We start from the raw sequence: 24,060 nt of genomic DNA on the forward strand, positions 1-24,060 counted from the left end.
TAAATCGTATATTGACCATGAAACCAAGCTGAGTTGCGTTAAACAGCTAAGCTCATGTTGTCGCTCGCTACTCGTAAAGACAGCTGTAAAATAAGTCATGACAAATGTTCTGTTCGCATCAATTTAATTTGCGATATTTTTGAATTTACCTGATTGACCCGTCTATAAGTAAAGGGTTTAGCTTAATGGAACAATGAACGAATGATGGAAACTATGCTTACTGTATCTCGCTTAGCGAAAAAACTCGGTTTATCCAGAACGACTATTCTCTATTATGAGCAACAGGGTTTATTAAAACCAAGCTTAATCGCTGAAAATGGATACCGGTGGTACGGTGAAAGTGAAATTGAGCGTCTTAAAAGCATCATCTCCTACCGTTCTTACGGACTATCCATTTCAGATATTCGTTTTCTTTTATAACCACTTAGCATATCCCAAGGGCAGATCTTGGAAAATCATTTTCGGGCATTGGAACAAGAGATCAATAACTTAAGAGCTCATCAAAAAGCCATCATTGAGTTATTGAAAAAGTCCATTTTATTAAAGGAAAAGTTCGTGAATAAAGCTAAATGGGTAGAGATTATGATCGCAGCAGGTTTATCAAAAGAAGATATTAGGACTTACGCATTGACGGATTCAAAAAAGTATTAAAATACTTTATAAAGTATCTGTGATCAGACGAATTAAAAATGCTTCTACAGCAACTTGTACTCTACCCATTTATATGGGCTTTCTCATGACAGAACCGAACTCTATTAGCTGCACACAACTTGCCGAGACTTATAATATCTCGCATGATAGTGTAAATCGCTTTCTAGAGCGTGAAGACTACACACCTCACGACCTATATCAAGAAGCAATTCAACATATTGATAATAATAAACTTATAGTCAGTATTGATGATACTGTTTTAGATAAACCATATAGTCAACATATGGACTTGGTTGGCTATTTTTGGTCAGGCAAACACCACCGATCCGTCAAGGGGATTAATCTCATTACCTTGTATGCGACAGATCAGAATGGTCAAAATATTCCAATTAATTTCCGAATTTATGACAAATCTGAGGGTAAAACCAAGAATGATTACTTTATGGATATGTTAAGTGAAGTACTTAGTTGGGGTGCAAAGATTCAATTTATTACAGGTGATAGTTGGTATTCATCGACTGCAAATCTAAAAACCATAAGAAAACATGGTATTCGATTTATGTTTGGTATCGACTGTAACCGTAAGGTTTCCCCAGAAAAAGGACAATGGTTTCAACTGCGTTTATTGCCGAATTTCCATCAGGGTCAAGTGGTCTGGCTCAAAGATTTTGGCTTTGTACAATTATTTAAGACTCAGTTAAAAGAACAGCAGAGGTTTTATATTGTGCATCAAGATGAAGATGATTTATTGTCCTTTGAGGGTTTTCATGAATTACATTCAAGTCATTGGAAAATAGAACAATATCACCGAGTGATTAAACAGGTTTGTCATATTGAAAAGTTTCAAGTAAGACGATCTAAACTGATTTTGAATCATATTTTTTCAGCCTTGATGGCCTACGTTGAGATACAAAAGAACCAGTTTGAGGGGATCTTTGCAAATGTATATCGTTGGCAGAAGAAATTATTTAGACCAATGATCAAAAACTTCATTGATGACTTTATTCTCGATAAAAATCATCTGCTACCACAGAGAGTCTATAAATAACAGTGCGTAAGTCCTAGATATGATGAAGTGGCATCAAAAATTTGAAGAGATGGAACCTGAGGAGCATCAAAAATTCTTAGAGTCACTCGACATGACACAAGATGAAATTACAGCTATTCGAAGCTTATAGTGCTTTTTAGCTCTCCAATCTTGAACATGGTGACTATCAAACTCAAGACTCAGTAGCTCTCATCTAAGGGCTATTGTGGATTCACTGCTTACCTATCGTCAGTATTTTTTATCCCTAAATATGATTCCTGCACCAACAAGCAGCTCATCCTAAAGACCGCCAAAACAGAAGATTAGAAGTCGTTAGGATGATCATTGGCGATTAAAAGGTCCAAAACAAAAAACTTTATTAAAAAATGACTGGTCAGAACTTTTCATTGAATTCTAACTGAAAATATATATATTGAGTCTCCGCATCCACCATAAATATGTGATTTTAGAAATGATTAAAAGCTTAACATTACGTAATTTCTTCGGATTAGGCATGGCTATCATGATTTCTCAATCTGCTTTTGCACTAGAGGGATTAAGCACAGAAGAAGCCAACACCATCGTGAAAGAAGATATTGCAGCAGCGCAAGTCATGACCGAATTTTGCCCTGCTTTGGTGGGTCAAGGCCCTAAAATTGAAAGCAACATTCAAACTTTAATTCAAACCTATTTACAAGACTACTCAGATAAGTCGATGACCTATGCAAAATTACAGTCAGACAGCGAATACCAGTCGATTCTGAAAGAAGCTCGTACAGATGCAAAGGGTACTGACAAAGCAGAACAAAAGTCAGTATGTGATGACGTTGTAAACTTTGAAGGTTAATTCAAGTTCTACATCTATATCGCAAAAAAGGATGAATAATGGGGTTATTCATCCTTTTTTTATTGGACGGAAAAATGTAAAAACAATGAAGCGACTTCAACAGCTTCTATACATTTTTGCGCTTACATTTACTTAAAATTTGTTTAAGCTCATCCTATTATGGCAACAACATGTATGCACTTAGGGTTTAGAATGAATTTAAATGTAATGAAAAAAGTGATTTTGGCAGTTTGTGGTTCTTCTTTGATTGCCATCGGTTCGGCTCATGCGGCCAATAAAGACGAAAATATTGAAGTGACTCCACTGCAACAAGTGACGCAGCAAGAGTTGGCTGCAATTTATGTCCTATCAGAAGTTTGTCCAAGTCTCGTTTCAGACCAGAGTCAGTTTGAAAATGGCTACAACGCTTTGGCTAAAGAGTATCTACCGCAACAGAAAAATCCGACTGAATACCTTAAAAGCCTTAGCAAAGAGAAAAAATTCAAGCCTATTTTAGCCGAAGCTCAATCCGATGCGAAAAAAGCAGGCAAAGCAAAAAACCAAGAAATTTGTAAAGAATTGAGCACTTACAGCAAATAATACCAATTGGTTACAATATCTTTGAAATAAGCCGATTTCTACCGTAGAAGTCGGCAGAACTTTGTCCTAAAATGCAAAGCTCTCGTGCTTATACTAAAGAAATCGGAACCCCTTAGAATGATTCAAAAAAGCGCCCTTGCTGCGGCATTACTCGTACCAAGCATTTCATTTGCAGCAACTGTCTTATCCTCACCACCAGAACTAAATAATAAATCATATGTGCTGATGGATTATGAGACTGGGCAAATCCTCGCATCTAAAAATGAAAATGAAAAATTAGCACCAGCATCAATGACAAAAATGATGACGAGTTTCATTATTGAGCAAAAGTTGTTGGCGGGTGAGCTAACCGAAGATGAAAAAGTTCGGATGAACGAGTCTGCTTGGTGTCGTGGTAGTAGTTCAGAATCATGTATGTATGTGCCATTAAATGGTACTGCGACTGCATTAGAGATGTTACGCGGCATTATCATTCAATCGGGTAATGATGCATCTAAAGCTATGGCTGAGCACATTGCTGGGAACGAAGGCACTTTCGTTCACATGATGAACACTGAAGCAAAACGTATCGGCATGACCAATACCAGCTTCATGAACTCAACAGGCATGCCTGCTGAAGGTCACTACTCGACCGCTAAAGACATGGCAACGCTTGCACAGCACATCATTCACGACAGTTCAAAATATTATCCGATTTATTCTGAAAAAGAATTTACCTTTAACGGTATCAAACAAGGCAACCGTAATGCCCTGCTTTATACTGACCCAAGTGTCGATGGTTTAAAAACTGGTCATACTGACGAAGCGGGTTATTGCTTAACAACTTCGGCTAAACGTGGCCCAATGCGTTTGATTTCTGTGATTTTTGGTGCGCCAAGCATTCAAGAACGCGCAACGCAAACACGTGAAATTTTAGCGTGGGGTTATGCAAACTTTGAAACCAAAAATGTTCAAGCTGCGAACCAAGTTTTAGCAAAATCAAAAGTATGGTTTGGTAAAGAAAATGACGTACAAATTGGTTTAGCTGAAACCTTCAACGTAACGATGCCGAAAGGCCAGGCCAACGCAATCAAAACACAACTGGTGGTTCAACCAAAACTGACTGCACCGTTGAAAAAAGGACAAGTGGTTGGTAAATATGTAGCAAGCCTTGATGGTAAAGTGATTGCTGAAAAACCACTTGTGGCGCTAAAAGATGTTGAAGAAGCAGGTTTCTTTGCACGTATGCTTGACCACATCAAACAATTCTTCTCAAACTTATTCTAAGCAGCAACATTTAGACTTAAGTTAAAGCATCCACACCTCGGTCTGGGTGCTTTTTTATTTTATAATGGACACCTACATAAAAGCAGAACACCAACATGGCTAAAAATATTCGCCCTTATTTGAACAGCACGCCACAGCTTGGCAACAACTGCTATATCGATGAAATGTCGGTAGTGATTGGTGATGTCATCTTGGCTGAAAATGTTTCTGTATGGCCTTTTGCCGTAATTCGGGGTGATGTAAACCATATTCGGATTGGTAAAAACTCGAATGTACAAGACCATGCAATGCTGCATGTTAGTCATAAAAAAGCGGACAAACCAAATGGCTCGCCTTTAATCATTGGTGAAGATGTCACCATTGGTCACCATGTCACCTTACATGGCTGTACCATCGGCAACCGTGTTTTGATTGGTATCAATAGCATTGTTTTGGACGATGTCATCATTCCTGACGATGTTATGATTGGTGCAGGAACACTGGTTCCCCCAGGTAAAGTGCTTGAAAGTGGCTATTTATATGTCGGTAGTCCTGCCAAAAAAGTTCGCCTTCTGACAGAAACAGAATTAGCATTCTTACCATATTCAGCACAAAACTATGTCAAAGTATCGGGACATTATTTAGAGCCATGATCATTGGGAGCATTTTGCTCCCCTTTTCATATCAGATCAAATAACAAGCATCACCTTCAAAAATGCTGAATCTGCGGATTAATACTTCTCAAACTCAGTCACTAAAAAATCAATTAGTGCTTTTACCGATGGTAATAAACCACGTCGAGAGGTATAAGCCAGATGAATCAGTTCGGGTTTTGGCTCCCAGTTTGGAATCACTTTGACCAAACGGCCTTCTTTTAAATCATTATGAATAATCAGCTCTGGTAACTTGGCAATCCACCCTACCACAATACCTGTATAGCCTAGCGGATGAAGAAGATACCAAAAGCGTGGAACTAAGCTACTAATTTTATATCCATAACATAGCCACCACCGCCTAAATTTTGTAGAATACTCCTTTTACCCCATGGTGCTTTTACATGACCGCTTGGACAGCTCACGTCACCGTCGCAACTGTTGTTGAAAAAGACGGAAAATTTCTATTTGTAGAAGAGCATACTGCGGGTGTGACACACACTGTATTTAACCAACCTGCAGGCCATGTTGAATCAGGTGAAACACTCATCGAAGCTGCCATTCGTGAAACTATGGAAGAAACTGGACATGAAGTGTCTATAGATGCGTTATTGGGCATTTATACCTATACACCACCTATGTTTCCAGATCGCACGTATTATCGTTTCTGCTTTTTAGCGCAGTCACTTCATCACAATCCAACGGCCGAACTCGATACAGGTATCGTGGGTGCAGTATGGATGACTTTAGATGAGCTGCTCGAAACGGCTCGTGCACGTAGTCCATTGGTGATTAAAGCGGTTCAAGACGCACTCGCGGGGCAAAAATATCCTTTATCGCTCGTTTATGAGCACCAAAATTCTCCCCTTATTTCAAGTTTGGATGCCTAGTCCTATGCAACAACGTGTCATCGTCGGTATGTCGGGTGGTGTAGATTCATCTGTTTCTGCTGCTCTTCTTCTTCAACAAGGTTATCAAGTTGAAGGTCTTTTCATGAAGAACTGGGAAGAAGACGACGGCACGGAATACTGCACGGCGATGGAAGACTTAGCCGATGCTCAAGCCGTCTGTGACAAACTAGGGATTAAACTACACACCGCCAACTTTGCTATGGAATATTGGGATCGTGTATTTGAGCATTTCTTAGCGGAATATGCTGCAGGCCGTACTCCAAACCCAGATATTTTATGTAATAAAGAAATCAAATTCCGTGCGTTCTTAGATCATGCTATGCAACTGGGCGCAGACTTTATTGCGACTGGTCACTATGCACGTCGCGGCGAAACTATGACCAACTCTAAAGGTGAGGAATACGCACCTTTACTGCGTGGTTTAGATAAAAACAAAGACCAGACCTATTTCTTACATGCTGTGCATGGCCGTGAAATTAATAAGACGTTGTTCCCTGTAGGGGAAATTGAAAAGCCTGAAGTACGTAAAATTGCGGAACAATACGACTTAGTCACAGCGAAGAAAAAAGACTCAACGGGCATCTGTTTTATTGGTGAACGTCGTTTTAATGACTTCTTAAAACAATACTTACCTGCACAAGCTGGAAAAATCGTCTTAGATGATGGCAAAGAGGTTGGTGAACATCACGGCTTAATGTACTATACGCTCGGTCAACGCGGTGGTATTGGTATTGGTGGTTTGAAAGGTGTAGCTGAAGGCGCATGGTTCGTTCTACATAAAGATATTGAAAACAACCGTTTGGTGATTGGTCAAGGTCATGAACATCCACTGATGCAAAGCACTGCGCTTTGGAGTGAAACGATTGACTGGGTCGCAGGTGAAATGCAGATTCCTGAAACAGGTTTCCGTTGTACCTCACGGACGCGCTATCGCCAAGATGACCAAGATTGTGTGATCTTTAATGATCCGACTACCCAAGGTGGCGTACGTGTTGAGTTCGATGAACCCCAACGTGCCGTGACGCCGGGTCAGAGTGTCGTATTCTACTCAGGTGAAGTTTGTTTAGGCGGTGGCGTGATTCATCATACCAATGCTCCTAAACCTGATTTTATTTAAAGGATTTTAAGACATGGCTGAGTTACCGTTTCAACAGCCTCAAACTTTGAACGAACGCCAAAACCGAGCTTTAGCGTTGGCGGCTGTTTTTCAGTCCGCGCAACTGACGCATATGACCGCCTTGAGCGGTCAGCAAAGTATTGGGGAAAGCGGTAACTTCTATTTAGAGCAGTTGATTAAAGCCAGTTTAAATATCCGACCAAAGGGCAACCAAAGCGGACAAACTTTAGACTTCTTTCATCAGCTGGCGGACATCTCCTTAGGACTAAAAACCTTAGAAAGTAGCATTACCCAACCCTTTAATACCTCACCCAAAACTCGAATTCCCAAATTATCCACTGCTAAACTTCCCATTACTTATGCCATGGCGCTCTTACAACTCGAAAAGAAAGTGTATAGCAACCCCAAATTCGTTGAAATTATTGAACAGTCCCAACAAAAAATCTTAAGACAGCTTTCTTTTTTCGATAATAACTATTTACATCCAAGCATCATTGCCAACCTCGCACAAACCTACGTCGACACCGCAGGACAAATTAACCCACGCATTATGGTGCGAGGTAATGCAGAAGCATTTAAAGATTCATCGCATACCAACCGCATTCGAGCTTCCCTCTTCACTGGCTTACAAATGGCACATTTATGGCGTCAGCTCGGTGGAAGTTCATGGGGCATGGTGTTTAGCAAACGCAAATTGCTTAAAGATATTCAAGATCTCGCTCGTTTACAGTATCAGGTGATTTAACACATGATCGACGGGCTTTTTAGTTTTACGTTTAATTCCAAAGTTTAAGGAATCGCTATGAACGCTTTAACCGCACTTTCTCCATTAGATGGACGCTACGCTAGCAAATGTGATGCGCTTCGTCCTTTCCTCTCTGAGTTTGGTTTAATCCATGCTCGTGTGACTGTTGAAGTGCGTTGGTTACAAGCGCTTGCAAACCGTCCAGAAATCACTGAAGTGCCTGCTTTCAGTGCTGCGACCAATGCTGCACTTGATGCAATTGTTGCTGACTTTTCTGAAAACGACGCCAACCGTATTAAAGACATCGAACGTACTACAAACCATGACGTCAAAGCGGTTGAGTACTTCCTGAAAGAAAAAATTGAAGGCATCGAAGAGCTTAAAAATGCGGGTGAATTCATTCACTTTGCATGTACGTCTGAAGACATCAACAACTTGTCGCATGCATTAATGCTGAAAAGTGGTCGTGATGTATTGGTTGCATCTATGCAGCAAATCATTGACTCAATCGTGGCATTGTCTGAAAAGCATGCTGACCAACCTATGTTGTCTCGTACACATGGTCAGACGGCAAGCCCAACCACTTTGGGTAAAGAAATGGCAAACGTAGCATATCGTCTTGCGCGCCAAATTAAACAATTCAAACAAGTTGAGCTTTTAGGCAAAATTAACGGTGCAGTGGGTAACTATAATGCTCACCTTTCTGCTTACCCAGACATCAACTGGCCTGCACACTCACAAGCATTCGTTGAGTCTTTAGGTCTAAGCTTTAACCCGTACACCACTCAAATTGAGCCGCATGACTACATGGCGGAATTGTTTGATGCTTTACGTCGTTTCAATACGATTTTGATCGACTTTAACCGTGACGTTTGGGGTTATATCTCGCTTGGTTTCTTCAAGCAAAAACTCAAAGATGGTGAAGTTGGTTCTTCAACGATGCCACACAAAGTAAACCCTATTGACTTCGAAAACTCAGAAGGCAACTTAGGCTTAGCCAATGCTGTACTTGCGCACCTTGGCGAAAAACTTCCAATTTCTCGCTGGCAGCGTGACCTAACGGACTCAACTGTACTACGTAACATGGGTGTTGGTTTTGCACAAAGCTTGATCGCTTTTGAAGCCTGTTTAAAAGGTATTGGTAAACTTGAACTGAATGCTGCACGTATTGATGAAGACTTGAACAATGCGCAAGAAGTTCTAGCTGAACCAATTCAAACGGTAATGCGTCGTTACAACGTTGAAAAACCATATGAAAAACTAAAAGCATTAACTCGTGGTCAAGCCATGACACGTGACATGATGGTTGACTTCGTCAATGGTAATGAACTTGAAGCTGTCCCTGCTGCTGACCGCGCACGTTTAGCGGAAATGACACCTGCAACCTATACAGGTAACGCAGCTGAACAAGCAAAACAAGTTGCTGACTTAATTTCTAAAATCTAATTTTTAGAAATTGAAAAAAAGCGGAGCTTAGGCTTCGCTTTTTTATCTATAATTCAAACAAGAATCTCCTATACGCATAATTGAAAAACCAATAAAAATGATGACAATCCTGAAAAGTAAAACAACGAAAGCTCACATTGACTATCAACTGAAAAAGCCGCATTGGATTGCGCTCATTGTACTCGCTGTCGCCATTGCTTTCGCATCGATCCACCCCCTTGAACTCAGCTCTTATATTTTGCATCAGGTCGGAACCGTATTCATGTTGGTGACGCTGATCATTTGTCTTTATAAAATGGGGCTCAGCTTAATCAGTTTTATGCTTTATATTGGATTTTTGCTGATTCATATACTCGGTGCGCATTATCTATATTCTTATGTACCCTATAATGAATGGTCAATTCAATATTTAAACCTCGACCTCAACCAAAGTTTAGGTTGGACGCGGAATATGTATGATCGCTTTGTACATTTAGCATATGGTCTGCTGCTCTACCCGTTTTTCTACCGTCTGTTTCAAGTGTGGCTGCCTCAACTTTCTAAACTCACCCTATTCTTGCTGGTCATTCAATTTGTGATGGCAAGTAGCCTCATTTACGAATGGATTGAATGGTTTATTGCGATGGGCTTATCGCCTGAAGATGCTGAAAACTACAATGGGCAACAAGGTGATATTTGGGACGCACACCAAGACATGCTTTTAGCCACAGTTGGTGCAATCATCACAGGCATAGCCTGTCTATTGAAAAAGTAATCATTTTGCCTACGATTCGTCTAGCACAACAATTAACGACGATACAGGACTCATTCAAGCGCAAATGATTTGTACATCAGTTTTAAAAAACAAAAAAACACCACGTCAGGCGTGGTGTTTTTAACTCTCTTAGTCTTTCGCAGACTCATCTGTTGGCACTTCAGTAATTCGGCCACCGCGAGCAAGGAATGCCGCAACTTCGTCTTCAAGTGCTTGGCGTTGTTTTAATTTTGCAGTCACCGTAAGTGTTTCAGCTTCGGCAACATCACCATCACTTGCAGCATTATCAGAAGAATCTGATGCGCCTTTTTCCGCTGCTTGAGCTTCGTCTTCGTCGACTGTTGAGTCTTCTACATCATCATAATCATTTGAATCAGTCATCTTAATCTCCCCACAAATGACATTTTAGGTTCCCATGAATTACTGGTTTCCAATTATGTTGAAATTTAACAAGCTCTCAGCCTTTCGCATAGTCTTATTCAACGGAAAATCGTATCTTTTTTAATCAAAATCGTAATCTTATTTTACGACTGGCTAAAAAATAACACTTCCTTTCTTACACAGCATAACGCGTCTCTTTGAGCAACCCTAAACCATTGGCCTGTGCCATAAAAGCATCTTTTAATACAGGCAATTTTTCAACCTGTTTCAAACCAAAGTTTCGCGCCCATACCACAGGAAAGAGTTGTGTGGTTTCCATCCAACCGATGGCAGACATACTATGCATCATGGCATCATTTTGTCCTTTACGGCGGTGTTCATAACGCTTCAGTGTTTGCTCATGTGCCCACACGCCACGTGCTAGATCATGTAGTAATACATCACACAGTACAGCCGCATCAAGACAACCAATATTCACCCCCTGTCCTGCTAAGGGATGAATCACATGAGCCGCATCACCAATTAAAGCCAAGCCCGCTTTAACATATTGCTGTGCAGCACGTGCTTTGAGTGGGAAAGTGGCACGCGGTGTTGCTTCCAACACTTCGCCTAACATATGATGACTTTCTCGCGTTAACAGCTGGGTAAATTCAGCATCTGAAAGTGCAGCATATTCTTCTGCATAATCATCGGGGAGCGTCCATACGATAGACTGCCAATGCCCTGCTTGCTCTGGTTTTAAACTCGCCATTGGTAAAAATGCCAAAGGCCCCGTTTCTAAAAAAATCTGACGTGCAACGTGTTGATGAGGCTGTGCAGTGCGAATGGCACAGCTTAAACCAGCCTGTTTGTAGTCCAGCACATCGATATCGATAAACGCTTGTTCCCGTACAAAAGAGTTTGCACCATCTGCACCAATCACCAGTTTGGTTTTCAACACCGTACCATCGGCCAAATGGATATACCATAGCCCAACACCTTCTTCGACACGCGTAACTTTAACTTGGGTGCGGTAATCGTTGAGTACAGCAAGCATCTGCTGTTGAATCGCTAAATTAAGCAAACTTGGCTCAACCATAGAACCGAGGGCTTGTTCGCCATGTGGTTCCTGCTTGGACGCATGACCAAAGTTAATTTCACCATAGCCATTTTTATTCCACACCTGCATGCCACTATACGGCATCTGGCGGGCAATTTTATCCCAAACATCAACGGTTTTAAGTAGGTGTATCGTCGCTTGACTGAGTGCCAAGACACGTGGGTTTGCAACACTTAAGGTCTTGTGCTCATCTAAAATAGGTGCAGCATCCAATACGGTAGCTTGCACACCGCCTTGTGCCAAAAGCAAGGCGGTCAGTCCACCAACCAAACCACCGCCAATAATCACCACATCTAAAACATCAGTTTGAACATGACTCATGCTTTTAGCCCCATGGCATAGTTGGCAACGAGTGGTTTAATGCCTGGAATCGTATCAAATGCGACCAGACCAGTATTCCGAATAAACTTTAAGATTGGATTGCTATTGCTAAAGCCTCGTACCACCGAATCACAGAACTTAATTACGCGTTGTTGATCGGTCAAACGTGAAGCCTCATAGGCTTGCAGCATTACGGCATCGCCCAAGTCGGCATTTTGCGCAATTTGCTCCGTTAAATAACGTACTAAGACGTGCGCATCTCGCATACACAAGTTAAAACCTTGCCCCGCAACGGGGTGAATGGTATGCGCAGCATTGCCCATTAAGACCACTCGTCCTACGGCCTGCTTTTCTGCTAGTACTTGTGATAATGGAAAGCTAAAACGCTTACCTGTTTTTTGAAACTTTCCTGCACGGTCGCCATAAGTGTCTTGTAAGGCATCTAAGAAATGTTGGTCATTTTCATCGCCCAACCATTCACCTTCAGTACCTTTTTTCACAGGCCAAACCACGGAGCGACGGTATTCACCTGGAAGCGGCAACAGTGCCAATGGCCCTAAGCTACTAAAACGCTCAAAACCCACATGGTTATGCGGTTTTGAAGTTTGTACCGTGGTCACAATAGCGACTTGATCATAGTCATGCTCCGAAGCACCTATTCCTAAGGCTTTACGGCAGAATGAATCACGTCCATCTGCGGCAATGACAAGTTTTGCTTGCAATGACAGTTGTTCTTCTCCACGACTCGCTTCTATGTAGGCCATATCAGCATCTTGGGTCAGTTGGGTGACTTGTACACCATCAATCAGTTCAATGAATGGTTTCTTCTGAACTTCCGTCAGTAGTACACGACCGAGCCATGCGTTTTCTATGACCTGTCCGAAGCTTTCGACTTTTTCTTGTTCTGCTTTGAGTCGCGCCTTCCCAAAGCTACCTTGTTCGGTGATATTCACTTCTAAAATAGGTGTTGCATGTTCTTGTAAAGCGCTCCACAAACCCAGTTCTTGGTAAATTTGAACTGTCCGACGTGACAAGGCGCTGTTTCTTGCATCAAAGCTAGAGTGGTATGGTGCAAGGTTTACATCATCATAATTTGGGTATTTGATCGCCTCTAAAAGCTTCACCGCAATGTTTTGTTTGGCTAACATCAACGCCAGACTGAGTCCGACCATACCACCACCGACTATGATGACTTCTTGTTGCATGCTTCTATCCTTTTTATGGCGTACCTAAAGTCAAAAACTTCAAATACCTATAAGTTTTAATGGATTTATATTACATCAAAGATTTTCTTTTTTATAATGAAATGGATGTTTTTACGTACTTTCACCGTAAAGTGTCATGTCATGATTTCTGAAAAGACAGTCTTTTAAAGTTCCCTCAAAACTTCTTCAGGACACTGTTTAAACAGACTTATAAGAAATGTGCAACTTTAAACAAATAATGATCATGAAAAATGAATAATACATAAAAAAGCCCAACCACTTCAGATTGAGCTCTTCAATAAAACATAAGCAATTGAATTTAAAATGTAATTTAAAGGATTACTAATAAGGTGTATTATGTTATTTTTAGCAAATTTAAACATTTACCTTATAATTCAACTGTAGTTCATCCGCATTTCTCCCTCTAATGCCCCAGTTTTCTTTAGGAGTTTCAAATATAGTTATCTCAACATCATTTGAATCAATACCGCATAGATTGTTTATATTTTCGAATAGAGACCTAATAAATGCTTTTTTAGTCTCTTTTGTTCGTCCATCGAACATAGAAATTTCAATAATTATATAAGATTTACTGCGATCTACTGGATATACAAAATTCTTGGATTCTAGTGCGATAAAACGTTGAAACCTTTTCTCTTCAGGGTATTTTAATTCTTTAACTAAAGCCTGATGGATAGCTTTACTTAAATTATCACGATGTAATTCTATTGTTTCATTTAAAGCATAAATTTTTATCTGAGACATTACTTTCTCTAAATTAAAATCCTAATTTTAGCTTAGTTTCTCCCCTATTTAACATAATAGTGCTTATTCGAAACAAGAGTCTTAGAATCTAATCAAAGTATCTCTAATTCCTTTAATGCAATTCTCAGCGTCCGAATTGCGGAAGCACGAAAAAGAGGATTTGTCCCATCAGCGGAAGGATTTTTATCTGTCCAAGCGATTGCGGCAAGACATTGAATACCCACATAGAATAGAAATTTCATTTTAGGCACTGTCTGCTTATATGTACACTCCCAACCTTCTAAAAAAGCATTCCGTAATTCTAAATCAGAGAAATCTATATCCACCCAAATAATTTTGGCTAAATCATAAACCGCATCTCCAATACGAGCAGCGTCAAAGTCTATAATACCCGAAATCCGATTTTCACTGTCTGCAAGGATATTTCGACCAATATAGTCACAATGCAGTAAATGAAGCTGTGTCGGCTCACATATCGCTTTAGCGTATTTTCGTAACTCATTCAATTGGTCACAAAACTCATGATAATCAGATGACAATGGATTTATACGAGACATCCATTTTGAGATCATCAATTCTAATTGTTGCTTCCACAATACCCAATGTGTTGATAAGCCGTCTCGATCTTGCCAGAACCTCATATTCAATATGCGCGTTTGTGGAAGCGCACGATGAAGTTCGCCCAAAGCTCGTCCTACATTCCAAAGCAAAGAGATTTTCTGTACCCGCGTACAATTCTTTAATGCTTGATCGACTTGAGTACCTTGTATGGCACTCATGACAAGGATAGAAGAACCTTCCCATTCAAACTTATTTAATACATTTGGCGTTAGTGGAAATTCTTTGAGAGCTTCTAAGATTTCACAGTAACGATCATTAGCCGTTTGATTATTTGCTATTTTGATAAAGACTTCTCCTTGAAAGGATTGCCCTTGATACACTGAAACCCCATTTCTCTGTGTAACTAAATCTAACGTCTTTGCCTGAATTCTATGCTTTAAATCAGATAAATCTTTCATGCTGTCTAATTTCTGTTGTTAATAAAAATGATGATGAAATAACTAAAATTTTTTATTTATAAATATTAGAACTATTGCAAAAGTCAAAAAAACGATCATTTATTGGCAATATAATGAGTGTTGAATGTCACTTTCTCTTGGTGAGAACGTCAGGATGAGGGATGATTCTTCATATAAATCCTCTCCCTAGCCCTCTCCTTTGAAAAGGAAAGGGAACTTTCATTGTGATTTCAATACAGTTCAAAAAACGACTTATGCAAGAACACTATTCTACTTGTCTATTTAACAACTCCATAAACACCTTATAAAAAATAAAAGCCGATCTCATGATCGGCTTTTATACAGTAAATTATATTTATCGCGCCATTAACGCTTCAATCTCTTCTACCGACTTCACCACTTTCGCAGTCAAATTCAGTGGACCGTTTTTGGTTGCTACGATGTCATCTTCAATACGAATACCAATGCCACGCCATTTCACATCAACCGTTTCATCATCAGGTGCAATATACAAGCCTGGTTCAACCGTCACCACCATGCCTTCTTCATAGGTACGCCACACACCTTCTTGCTTATATGAACCAACATCATGCACATCCATACCGAGCCAATGTCCTGTACCATGCATATAAAACTGACGGAAACTTTCCTTTTGGATAATCTCTTCAATATCACCTTGCATAATCCCCAGATCAAGTAGGCCTTGGACTAGAATGCGCACAGCAACATTATGTGGTTCTTTATACGAGTTGCCTACACGCACTGCGTCAATTGCAGCAAGTTGTGCATCGAGAATTACATTATAAAGAGCTTTTTGCTCAGGGCTGAACTTTCCATTGACGGGGAAAGTACGGGTGATGTCTGAAGCATAATATTCATATTCACACGCTGCGTCGATCAGCACCAAATCGCCATCTTTTAGCTCTTTGTTATTCTCTACATAGTGCAAAATGCAAGCGTTTTCACCACCACCGACAATGCTGTTATACGACGGTACACAGCCATTTTGACCAAATACATAATTCAGCTCAGCTTCTAGAGCATATTCCATCATGCCTGGCTTAACAGTTTGCATGGCACGAGTATGCGCTTGTGCGGAAATATCTGAAGCTGTTTGCATCAATGCAATTTCTTGTTCTGACTTAAACAAACGCATTTCATCTAAAATACGATCGAGCTGTATCACTTGTGCAGGTGCAGCAGTCCCACGACGTGACTCACCATTGGCCGTCGTGATCCATTTTGCTACACGCGCATCAAATTCGGGCTGTTGCCCAATACGATAAAATAATTTTTCTTTGCTTAAGAGTTTTTCAATGATTTCTTCATCTAACAAATCTATCGCATACGCTTCGTCAGCTTCATAGTCGTCTACCGCACCATCCACACCTGCGCGGTAACCATTCCAGATTTCCATCTCGCGGTCACGTTCACGGCAGAACAAACTGTAGCTGTACCCGTCTTCATCGTCTTCGGCAAAGGTTTCAATAACCGCTACGGCTTCGGGCTCAGCAAAACCAGTCAGATAAAAGAAGCTGCTATCGGTACGGTATTTATAGTCTGCATCACGATTACGCATCGCCACTGGACTGGTTGCGATAATGGCAATACTGTTCGGACCCATTTGTGCAGCTAAACGGTCACGGCGTTCCTGAAAATCCACTTGCGTTAGTTTCATGTTTGATCTGTCTTTTTTATACCAAAGAATAAAAATGCCACGCGCACCCTATCATGTACGCGCAGCAAGTCTTATGCCAATCAGCTTGGGCGATGCGGCGTAAACATTTCTACAACATTGTTCGCTTCTGTTACAGAACGATCAATTTTTTGCTTGTTATGAAAGTGTTTAAGCAGCGAACTTTCATCAACTGCAATCTTTTTGCGGCCTACAGATAAGCTCACAGGAATTAAACGTACAAACTCGTATAACTCTTGATAGCTCTCTTCACCCTCTTCATCATCATCAGTTTCTTCAAACTCAACTGCCGCCACATCTTGTAAATGTTCGATAAGTTCCATTTCATCTGGGCGAATATGACCCGACGCCAAACCAAAGCCCAGCACTACGCCTGCGCACCAATCCGCCAAAGCTTGTACACGATCTGCTAGCGTATGAGTGTCATCGGGAAGTAACGGTAAATAGTCCAATTCATCGTCAGAAAGTGCATGTGCGACATCTTCTGCTTCATCGGCTAACAAAGCCAAAGCTTCTTCGCTTAACTCAGGAATTTCCAAAGTCGTGAGGATGTGTTGCCACTCTTCACGGCTCGGTGCCTGAGTTACACAAATGATACCCGTGAGTAAACCATGTAACTCACTTGGGCTAGAAATCTCTTCAATTTTAGAAAAATTTGGCTGCCATTCTGACCAACCTGAAATATCGTCTTGCATTCGTTTATCCAATCTCTATACTTCTTATATATTACCTTTGTTTGCAGCACTGTGCGACCACGATATGTTAGAAGAATTACAGCGTCTACAGGCGCATATTGGCGTTTTAAAAACGCGACTTGCTCATTTTGAAAGTGAAAATAGCACTTTAAATGCAGCTAAACTGGATGCTGAAGAACAGCACCGTTCTCAAGTTGTGCAAAAAAATGGCTTAATTACCCAGAAGCAAGAACAAATTGATGATTTAACTGAGCAATTAAGCAGCGCTCAGACCCAATATCAACACTTAAACACTGATGCGACTGCTTTGGCCGATCGTTATAGTCGTTTGGAAAAAAGTTGTACGGATTTAAAAAATCGCTTTCAGGAAATCTTGGCTGAACGTAATGAATTACGTGCAATTAAAGAAAAAATGAACAATGATCAGCGGCAAGCTCAGCAAGAAATCCAAGCACTTCAGCAAGAACGTGAAAGATTGTTACAAAAAAATGAGCATGCCAAAGCTAAAGTCGAAGCCATCATCCAACGTTTGGCTGTTTTAGGCACAGAGCAAGATCATCACGCGCAAGAAATTCAACAACTTGCCCACCCTACTGAAGCTGGCGAGGAAGTTTAATCATGAGCGAACCAATTACCGTTGAATTACGTGTCTTAGGTCATAGCTTTCGTTTAGTCACAACGGAAAAAGAAAAAGCCGACCTTGAACGTGCAGCTCTGCTTTTAAATGATAAATATGATGAGTTTCGCCGTAAAGCGCCACGGGTAGAACCCAGTAAAATTATCATTATGGTGGCACTAGAGTTAATGCAAGAAGTATTGTCGATGAATAAAACACTGCAAGAGTATGCACACGCAGAACGATTACTGGCAAATATTATCGATGACGTTGCGGAACTTGTTTAAACTCGACTGAATTGAATAAAGTATCAACACTTACTCCAGTTGTTTACAGTTCGTAGCGGTGTATGAGTTGCCATCAGCGTGAGATTCGTTATACTTAAGGCAACTCTGAGGTGTTCGCCAGCGGGTCTATTCCCCTGCCGATACTTAAACTTATGGATGTGTTCTGTATATTTAGAGTGTATGCCCACTTTCATGTGGGAAACCCAGCAAGTATACGTCGCGTCCACCTTGAACTCATCGGGTTCAGGGTAACGACACATGCAGCGGCATCTTCGGAGTACTTTAAGTGATTGTTTTTTAATAATCATGAACAAAATTTCTAAATTCTCTATCAAATTAATTTTCATTTTCTAGCCCTTTGTATACTCCATGTATACCAAAGATCTAATCACTAATTCAGCTAGTGCTGTTAGGAAATGAAAATGTCTAATAAGAAAGTAATTATTACCCTCTCGTTTGTTAAAAACCTGATTAAACAACTGTCAGATCCAAACGCGGAAGATTCATTAAAAGAATCAAAATCATATTGTTTTGATATTCCCACGGGTAAACAAATCTTCTTTCGTGACCTTAAACTTATTGGCTTTGCTATCAGGGCCACTCGCCATTCTCTGGTATATACCGTTGAGAAAAAGATGCCAAGTGGCGCTCCTTGTCGTGTAACCATCGGTGATCATGGTCTTTATACACCTGAAACAGCAAGGCAAAAAGCTACCGAGTACCTTCTAGAGATGTCCCAAGGGATAAACCCTAATGACAAAAAAGAACAGCTACGTCAAAAAGCTTCTCAGGAACGTCATAATCATCGGCAAATTCCGACTGTGTTAAATGCTCATAAACACTATATTGAATCTAAATCAGAGCTAAAACCCAATACAGTCGCTGTATATGACAGAGATATGAATCTGTATTTAAAAGATTGGCATCATTTAAAAATTACAGATATAACCATGGAAATGGTAGTTGAAAAGGGCTTTGTTGCACAAACCTATCTCTAAAGGCTTATTCCACAATATAATTCTCAAATGAATAAGCCCACACCTAAAATCTATCGTACAACCAATTGGTCTTCTTATAACAGTGCATTAATAAATCGAGGAAATCTCTCAATTTGGTTTGATCCCAAGACTCAATGGTACGCTCAACCCAAAGGTAAACATGGTCGAAATCAAACTTATTCAGATACAGCCATCCAATGCTGTTTAATGATCAAATCCTTATTTCGTCTTTCTTTACGCATGGTCACTGGCTTTGTGCAAAGTCTCATTCATCTTTGTAGATTAGATTGGACAGCACCAGACTATTCCACCATCTGCAGAAGACAAAAGCATATTGATATTGCAATTAACTATCAAAAAAGCAGTAATGGTCTCCAGCTACTCGTCGATTCTACTGGCTTAAAGTTTCTAGGCGAAGGTGAATGGAAGCGTAAGAAACACCAACCTGAATATCGTCGCCAATGGCGTAAACTTCATATTGGTATAGATGCTGAAACCCTTCAAATACGCGCTATTCAACTCACTACAAATAATGTGAGTGATTCACAAGTGCTTGGTGATTTACTCGATCAGATTCCACAAGATGAGCAGATTGACTCTGTCTATACTGATGGGGCTTATGACACCAAGCAATGCCGTCAAGTAATTGCAGACCGACAAGCACATGCGGTGATTCCGCCAAGAAAAAATGCGAAACCTTGGAAAGATACAAAGACCAGCTCGCTAGAGCGAAATGAATTACTTCGAACAGTTAAACGTTTAGGAAGAACAATATGGAAAAATTGGTCAGGCTATCATCGCAGAAGTCTGATAGAAACCAAGATGCATTGCATCAAATTATTAGGCGATAAACTCCGTGCGAGAAACTTTCAAAGCCAAGTCAATGAGATTCATGCACGTGTGGCCGTATTAAATAAATTTACAGATTTAGGTCGACCTCACACCCAAGTTGCCACTTAAATTTAGATAACTTGGAAGAAGTTTAGCTTTTGAATGTTTGTGCAACAAAGCCACATAAAATTAACTTTCAATACGATATTGGAAGGTATTTTTAACATTCGACACACTGGTCGGTTTGCCATCGACGAGACGAGGCTGATATTTAAAAGTGAGTGCAGCCTGAATCGAAGGTCGTACAAACATCGGATGACAATCGCCTTGTGCTTTAGGATTTTCTACCCGTCCTTTTTCATTTACGCTATACATCACTGTGCAATCCCCCTCAAGTTTACGATCCAAAGCTTGTTCAGGATAGGCTGGTGCTATTTTTGCAACAGGTTGATAATTTTTAACATCAAATGTTTCAGGATGAGTTTGTGCTTTGGGTTCTACTGATTTCTGGGTCTTTGTCTGAGTTGGTATATCCGCTTTAGACTGCGTATCTACTGTTTTCTGAGATTCAGCTGCTGCCGTTTGCTTTTCTGTCATGACTTGCTGTGTCGGTTTAGCCGCTGTAGGTACAATTTTGTTGCTCTGTGATTCTACAAACTTCTTGGTGGTTTTCGGTTGAACTTCAGCAGGTTTCACAATCTGTTTTTTTGGGACAGGCTCATGTAGCAGTTTTTCTTCGACTATCAGTTCAGGCTTTTTAGGTTGTGGTTGCTGTTTGGCAGGAGGTGGTATTTGCACAAATTGTAATTGAATGGTTTTCGGCTTAGGTTCCACCAATGTTTCATGCATCTCAACCGTACATAACCATGCAATTAGCGCAATATGCAATCCAGCCGTGACCGAAAGCGCTAGACCTTGATCACGAAACCTAATTTTGGAAACGGTTGCCATCATGATTGTGGTTCCTCTGTCACTAGCCCCAAGTTCGTTACCCCACTTTTTTGCAAGGATGCTATGGCCTGTGCAACCAGTTGATAATCGGCATCCTGATCGGCACGCACATAAAACTGTAGGCTTTTATCTTTTTGAATAATCGGAACGAGCTTTTGTTGCATACTGGCTAAATCAATGGCCTGATCCGTGACTTTCTCAGTATTCACTTCCGAACCAATATTCCAGTAATACTGACCATTGGCTTGAATAGATAAGGTCACAATACGCTGCTGTTGTGACGCGGGCATGACATTGGCATCCACTTTAGGCAAATCAATTTGAATGCCTTGTGTCAACATCGGTGCAGTCACCATAAAAATCACCAATAGCACCAACATGACATCAATATAAGGAACCACATTCATTTCAGCATTGAGTTTTAATTTTTGAGGACGCTTAATCATGGCTGTTGCTCCTTAACGCGAAGCGCGCTCAGTGTGCCCCAACAAACGATAAATACGCGTTTGCAACTCATTGGCAAAACCGTAATAACGACTGGAAAGCTTGTCAGCACGTGCCGAAAAGCGGTTATACGCGACTACCGCAGGAATAGCGGCAAATAAACCAATGGCTGTTGCAATCAGCGCTTCTGCAATTCCAGGTGCAACTGTATTGAGGGTTGCCTGTTCAACGGCAGACAGTCCAATAAACGCATTCATAATGCCCCAGACCGTTCCAAATAAGCCTATATACGGGCTGACTGAACCGACTGTTGCAAGAAAGGTCAGATTTTGCTGAAGCTTTTCTTCTTCTTCACTGATGCTGCTGAGCAAACGACGTTCTACCCCATCAATCACATCACTTGTAGTGAGTTGCTCATCTTTGATCAATTGATGGTATTCATCCACCCCATGTTGAAAAATGCTGACTACGCCTTTCTGTTGTTCAGGCTGTTGGTAATCTTGCTGTAAAAGATTGAGATCTTTTTGCTGTCTAAAATTCTTTAAAAAGCGGTTCCAAAGCTGCTCTTGTCCACGAAGTAACATACCGTGACGCACGATTAAATACCAACTTACTACTGAGGATAAAACCAAAATCAACATCACTACTTTCACCAACACACTGGCATGGCTAATCAACATCCAAACCGACATTTGATCCATTGTTGCTTGCATAACGCACTCCAATTTTTTACTGCATGGTGCAGTACATGTATATTTTTAAAATGGGCTGTGACTCTTTGCCCCAGCCTATGTACTAAAGCGCTATTTAGTCTAAATGCAGGGCTTGAGCGATTTTTTCCCATGGCACATATTTAAAGTTCTGATTGGTTTCAGGCATCCGTTTACGTCCATCTTGCACCACCAACATGCCTTGCTTCCATTTGCCACCAAAATTTAGGGAACTCACATCTAGTCCATCTGTTTCAGACACAGCGTCAATGCCTTTGTCGATATTGATGCCTACACGAAATGCGCCACGAACCGTATAAGGTGCTGCGGCATCAAGCACCACAAAGCTGTCATTGCCTTGGCTTGAAACTACCAAATAACTTTGCTTTTTACCGTGATAAAGTCCCATTCCCTCAATGTCATCATGCATCACCTCTCCTACACCTATCACCTGCTGCATAGGGAGCTGAGTTTTTGGATTGAGATCTTTTACCCACACCGCGACATCTTCTTCACCCAAGAAAATACGTCCTGTGGCGTCGTCTACGACACAGCCTTCAGGTTGGGTTTTAACTGAAAAACGTTGTACTTCTTCAGCCCTTAATTTTTGCTGCGTAGCGGTAATGTGGTATTGAACAAAAGTCCCGTTTTTATCGTTTGGAATGGCATAGATTTCACCTTGAGCATCGCGATACATACAAATGCCGTAGATGTCATCTAAAGTCGTTGGTAACTCACCAAGCACAAAGACCCTGCCTGTTTTTGGTTGAATCGCAAATACATGTAAGCTGTTGTGGTCTCGGTTCGATGCCACAGCCAAATCAACCGTTTGATTACCCCACTTAAAGCCATGGCGTACATCGACATTATTGAGTCTCCCGACTGGCAAATACTGTACAGCTTTACCTTGTAGGTCATTGACTTGTAAGCCGCCTTGTTTATCTGTCGCTAAAATACGGGATTGACTCGGCTGTGTGGCATTGTGCCAAATAGCAGGATCATCAGCCGCATCACCTGTACTTGGCACACCCTCTGTCTGCACTTCTGCAGGGATAGTGATGATACTTTGAGCTTTGGTCTGGGTCTGAGTTTCCCATTCAACATCGGCTGCTTTCACCGTTTTATCATCTAAAATCAGTAGAGATTTATCGGTTAAATTTCCGCGAATACTCAGACTTTCCGCCTCCTTTAAACCACTCAGCTGTAATGGTTCTAGGATGTTCCAATGCTTGTCTTGTTTTTGATAACGATAAAGCAGTGGTTTTTCTTCATCAAGCACCGCAATGTGATCATCCACAATGCTAATTGCGGATGGTGTCCCTTGAATCGAGCCAAACGGTTTTACCAAATCGACTGCTTGGCGCACCATATCTGCTTCAGAATGGGCAGGATAGACCCAAACACCGACATTTTCTTCATTGATTAAGAGTTCTGCACTAGTATCATTCACCTTGCAAACAGTACTTGCAGGTGGAAAACTTAAACGACGTACCAACTGCGGCAGGGCCAATGCTTTTTCACGATTCGCCACAAGCCACTGCTCACCTATCCCTTCTTCACCGACTAAAAAGGCAAAACTCAAGCCTTGAGCATCGGTGTATAGACAAACATCTTCGGACTTAAATGAACGCTTTGGAATAAAGCTGGCTTTGTCCCATACTTTATTTTTTAAGTTCATGCTCATCAGTTGAATTTGCTGTTGTTGCAAATTCGATGCAGCAATCAATAAACGCTCCGAACCAATCCGGTAATCAAAACGTCCAAACTGCCCTTGAATGTGATGCAATACATTTTGTTCATCATCTAAAAACTGAAGACCTTTATTCTTACTGCTCAATAGAGCTGTCACTTCTGGCCATGTACTTAAGCTCAACCATTGCACATCTTCAGTTTTAGCTTCATTTGTATCAACTTCGCGTAATTGGAGCTTTTCTGCTGTTGGCTGATCCACCGTTAATGGTTGTGAGCTTACAGGAGATGGAGAAACACCATGCTGACTACATGCTGTCAGTAACACTATGCAACTTGTTAAAACAGACAATTTAAAGCTTGAAAAATTCATAAAAT

The 24,060-nt window shown here is 40.9% G+C and carries 27 protein-coding genes, 1 other RNA gene and 1 pseudogene; 17 read left to right on the forward strand and 12 right to left on the reverse strand.

Going from position 1 to position 24,060, the window contains the following annotated elements; translation table 11 throughout:
- Positions 1-213: 213 nt before the first annotated feature.
- The 7 genes from AC5EUN_RS11080 (at position 214) to AC5EUN_RS11110 (ending at position 5,002) form a co-directional block, all read left to right on the forward strand.
- The gene (locus AC5EUN_RS11080) at positions 214-420 is read left to right on the forward strand and encodes a MerR family transcriptional regulator (RefSeq protein WP_228127597.1); all 207 of its coding nucleotides are present in this window, start codon (positions 214-216) and stop codon (positions 418-420) included.
- Positions 421-447: 27 nt separating this feature from the next.
- On the forward strand, positions 448-651 hold the full coding sequence (locus AC5EUN_RS11085) for a hypothetical protein (RefSeq protein WP_493352347.1): 204 nt from the start codon (positions 448-450) through the stop codon (positions 649-651).
- A gap of 19 nt (positions 652-670) precedes the next feature.
- Positions 671-1,699: an IS701 family transposase gene (locus AC5EUN_RS11090; RefSeq protein ID WP_074964441.1), complete on the forward strand. Its 1,029-nt coding sequence runs from the start codon at positions 671-673 to the stop codon at positions 1,697-1,699.
- A 451-nt stretch (positions 1,700-2,150) separates the two neighbouring features.
- A complete protein-coding gene (locus tag AC5EUN_RS11095; protein WP_010326344.1) occupies positions 2,151-2,525 on the forward strand; it encodes an MCR_0457 family protein in 375 nt (124 codons plus the stop codon).
- Positions 2,526-2,717: 192 nt separating this feature from the next.
- On the forward strand, positions 2,718-3,104 hold the full coding sequence (locus tag AC5EUN_RS11100) for an MCR_0457 family protein (protein ID WP_010326343.1): 387 nt from the start codon (positions 2,718-2,720) through the stop codon (positions 3,102-3,104).
- A gap of 117 nt (positions 3,105-3,221) precedes the next feature.
- Entirely contained in the window at positions 3,222-4,370 is a 1,149-nt protein-coding gene (dacC, locus tag AC5EUN_RS11105; protein ID WP_010326342.1) for a D-alanyl-D-alanine carboxypeptidase PBP5/6, read from the forward strand.
- A 95-nt stretch (positions 4,371-4,465) separates the two neighbouring features.
- Positions 4,466-5,002 (forward strand): gamma carbonic anhydrase family protein, encoded by a 537-nt coding sequence (locus AC5EUN_RS11110; protein ID WP_010326341.1) that lies wholly within the window; start codon positions 4,466-4,468, stop codon positions 5,000-5,002.
- 78 nt (positions 5,003-5,080) lie between these two features.
- Here the strand turns inward: AC5EUN_RS11110 and AC5EUN_RS11115 are convergent.
- Positions 5,081-5,263: pseudogene (locus AC5EUN_RS11115) on the reverse strand (LysR substrate-binding domain-containing protein); the annotation flags it as partial.
- 143 nt (positions 5,264-5,406) lie between these two features.
- Here AC5EUN_RS11115 and AC5EUN_RS11120 point away from each other — a divergent pair.
- From AC5EUN_RS11120 to AC5EUN_RS11140, 5 genes are all read left to right on the forward strand, one after another.
- Positions 5,407-5,892: an NUDIX hydrolase gene (locus tag AC5EUN_RS11120; RefSeq protein WP_010326339.1), complete on the forward strand. Its 486-nt coding sequence runs from the start codon at positions 5,407-5,409 to the stop codon at positions 5,890-5,892.
- Positions 5,893-5,896: 4 nt separating this feature from the next.
- Positions 5,897-7,030 (forward strand): tRNA 2-thiouridine(34) synthase MnmA, encoded by a 1,134-nt coding sequence (gene mnmA, locus AC5EUN_RS11125; RefSeq protein ID WP_010326338.1) that lies wholly within the window; start codon positions 5,897-5,899, stop codon positions 7,028-7,030.
- 13 nt (positions 7,031-7,043) lie between these two features.
- Positions 7,044-7,775 (forward strand): high frequency lysogenization protein HflD, encoded by a 732-nt coding sequence (hflD, locus tag AC5EUN_RS11130; RefSeq protein ID WP_010326337.1) that lies wholly within the window; start codon positions 7,044-7,046, stop codon positions 7,773-7,775.
- 57 nt (positions 7,776-7,832) lie between these two features.
- Positions 7,833-9,221, forward strand: coding sequence for an adenylosuccinate lyase (purB, locus tag AC5EUN_RS11135; protein ID WP_287166499.1), 1,389 nt, complete (start codon positions 7,833-7,835; stop codon positions 9,219-9,221).
- 97 nt (positions 9,222-9,318) lie between these two features.
- Complete coding sequence (locus AC5EUN_RS11140) at positions 9,319-9,975, forward strand: DUF2238 domain-containing protein (RefSeq protein ID WP_010326335.1); 657 nt, start codon at positions 9,319-9,321, stop codon at positions 9,973-9,975.
- A gap of 129 nt (positions 9,976-10,104) precedes the next feature.
- On the opposite strand, the gene AC5EUN_RS11145 is transcribed toward AC5EUN_RS11140, so the two are convergent.
- The 7 genes from AC5EUN_RS11145 to AC5EUN_RS11175 all read right to left on the reverse strand — a co-directional run bounded on the left by AC5EUN_RS11145 (position 10,105) and on the right by AC5EUN_RS11175 (position 17,156).
- Positions 10,105-10,356, reverse strand: coding sequence for a hypothetical protein (locus AC5EUN_RS11145; protein WP_010326334.1), 252 nt, complete (start codon positions 10,354-10,356; stop codon positions 10,105-10,107).
- 175 nt (positions 10,357-10,531) lie between these two features.
- Positions 10,532-11,776, reverse strand: a complete 1,245-nt coding sequence (locus AC5EUN_RS11150; protein WP_010326333.1) for an FAD-dependent monooxygenase — start codon at positions 11,774-11,776, stop codon at positions 10,532-10,534.
- Entirely contained in the window at positions 11,773-12,981 is a 1,209-nt protein-coding gene (ubiH, locus tag AC5EUN_RS11155) for a 2-octaprenyl-6-methoxyphenyl hydroxylase (RefSeq protein ID WP_010326332.1), read from the reverse strand. The genes AC5EUN_RS11150 and ubiH overlap by 4 nt, the downstream gene beginning before the upstream one ends.
- A 375-nt stretch (positions 12,982-13,356) precedes the next feature.
- Positions 13,357-13,746 carry a tautomerase family protein gene (locus tag AC5EUN_RS11160; protein ID WP_010326331.1) on the reverse strand — a complete coding sequence of 130 codons (390 nt, stop codon included), beginning with the start codon at positions 13,744-13,746 and terminating at the stop codon, positions 13,357-13,359.
- A 92-nt stretch (positions 13,747-13,838) separates the two neighbouring features.
- On the reverse strand, positions 13,839-14,765 hold the full coding sequence (locus AC5EUN_RS11165) for a phosphotransferase family protein (protein WP_010326330.1): 927 nt from the start codon (positions 14,763-14,765) through the stop codon (positions 13,839-13,841).
- A gap of 355 nt (positions 14,766-15,120) precedes the next feature.
- A complete protein-coding gene (gene pepP, locus AC5EUN_RS11170; RefSeq protein WP_010326329.1) occupies positions 15,121-16,443 on the reverse strand; it encodes a Xaa-Pro aminopeptidase in 1,323 nt (440 codons plus the stop codon).
- An 80-nt stretch (positions 16,444-16,523) separates the two neighbouring features.
- On the reverse strand, positions 16,524-17,156 hold the full coding sequence (locus AC5EUN_RS11175) for a UPF0149 family protein (RefSeq protein WP_010326328.1): 633 nt from the start codon (positions 17,154-17,156) through the stop codon (positions 16,524-16,526).
- A 64-nt stretch (positions 17,157-17,220) separates the two neighbouring features.
- On the opposite strand from AC5EUN_RS11175, the gene AC5EUN_RS11180 reads away from it, so the two are divergent.
- The 5 genes from AC5EUN_RS11180 (at position 17,221) to AC5EUN_RS11200 (ending at position 20,017) form a co-directional block, all read left to right on the forward strand.
- Positions 17,221-17,772, forward strand: a complete 552-nt coding sequence (locus AC5EUN_RS11180; RefSeq protein ID WP_010326327.1) for a hypothetical protein — start codon at positions 17,221-17,223, stop codon at positions 17,770-17,772.
- Between the two features lie 2 nt (positions 17,773-17,774).
- Positions 17,775-18,059 (forward strand): cell division protein ZapA, encoded by a 285-nt coding sequence (locus tag AC5EUN_RS11185; protein ID WP_004694243.1) that lies wholly within the window; start codon positions 17,775-17,777, stop codon positions 18,057-18,059.
- 99 nt (positions 18,060-18,158) lie between these two features.
- A non-coding RNA gene (ssrS, locus tag AC5EUN_RS11190) (6S RNA) lies at positions 18,159-18,342 on the forward strand.
- Positions 18,343-18,481: 139 nt separating this feature from the next.
- Complete coding sequence (locus AC5EUN_RS11195) at positions 18,482-19,057, forward strand: integrase arm-type DNA-binding domain-containing protein (RefSeq protein ID WP_010326325.1); 576 nt, start codon at positions 18,482-18,484, stop codon at positions 19,055-19,057.
- Between the two features lie 27 nt (positions 19,058-19,084).
- Positions 19,085-20,017, forward strand: a complete 933-nt coding sequence (locus tag AC5EUN_RS11200) for an IS5-like element ISAha1 family transposase (RefSeq protein ID WP_004637176.1) — start codon at positions 19,085-19,087, stop codon at positions 20,015-20,017.
- A gap of 60 nt (positions 20,018-20,077) precedes the next feature.
- Here AC5EUN_RS11200 and AC5EUN_RS11205 read toward each other — a convergent pair whose 3' ends face one another.
- The 4 genes from AC5EUN_RS11205 to AC5EUN_RS11220 form a co-directional block, all read right to left on the reverse strand.
- Positions 20,078-20,842, reverse strand: coding sequence for an energy transducer TonB (locus AC5EUN_RS11205; protein ID WP_010326323.1), 765 nt, complete (start codon positions 20,840-20,842; stop codon positions 20,078-20,080).
- The gene (gene tolR / locus AC5EUN_RS11210) at positions 20,839-21,285 is read right to left on the reverse strand and encodes a protein TolR (RefSeq protein ID WP_010326322.1); all 447 of its coding nucleotides are present in this window, start codon (positions 21,283-21,285) and stop codon (positions 20,839-20,841) included. The genes AC5EUN_RS11205 and tolR overlap by 4 nt, the downstream gene beginning before the upstream one ends.
- A 12-nt stretch (positions 21,286-21,297) precedes the next feature.
- On the reverse strand, positions 21,298-21,996 hold the full coding sequence (gene tolQ, locus AC5EUN_RS11215) for a protein TolQ (RefSeq protein WP_004694253.1): 699 nt from the start codon (positions 21,994-21,996) through the stop codon (positions 21,298-21,300).
- A gap of 94 nt (positions 21,997-22,090) precedes the next feature.
- Positions 22,091-24,055: a phytase gene (locus AC5EUN_RS11220; RefSeq protein ID WP_010326321.1), complete on the reverse strand. Its 1,965-nt coding sequence runs from the start codon at positions 24,053-24,055 to the stop codon at positions 22,091-22,093.
- Between the last annotated feature and the right edge of the window lie 5 nt (positions 24,056-24,060).

This window comes from Acinetobacter sp. CAU_H_S170_2, assembly GCF_058890445.1.